This window comes from Neisseria sp. P0009.S007, from assembly GCF_051962515.1.
In genome coordinates, this window is sequence record NZ_JBQCVF010001325.1 from 1 (window position 1) to 232 (window position 232).

Annotated in this window: 1 pseudogene; it reads left to right on the forward strand. The window is 57.3% G+C overall.

The window, feature by feature from the left end:
• Positions 1-232, forward strand: a pseudogene (locus ACTHS3_RS18790) (acyl-CoA dehydrogenase family protein); the annotation flags it as partial.

Sequence of the window (232 nt, forward strand, 5' to 3'; positions counted from 1 at the left end):
GTGTCAGGCGGCTTGCGCGTGGTATCTGCACCAAACGCCCAACCAAGCCGTCAAAGACAAATACCTCGCCGACATCCTGCAAGGCAAAGTCTTGGCGGGTACGGGCATGTCCAATACCGTCAAACACCTCGCCGGCATTGAAAAACACAACCTTCAAGCCGAGCGCGTGGATGGCGGCTACAAAGTTAACGGCGCGCTGCCGTGGGTATCCAACATCGGCGAAGACCACATC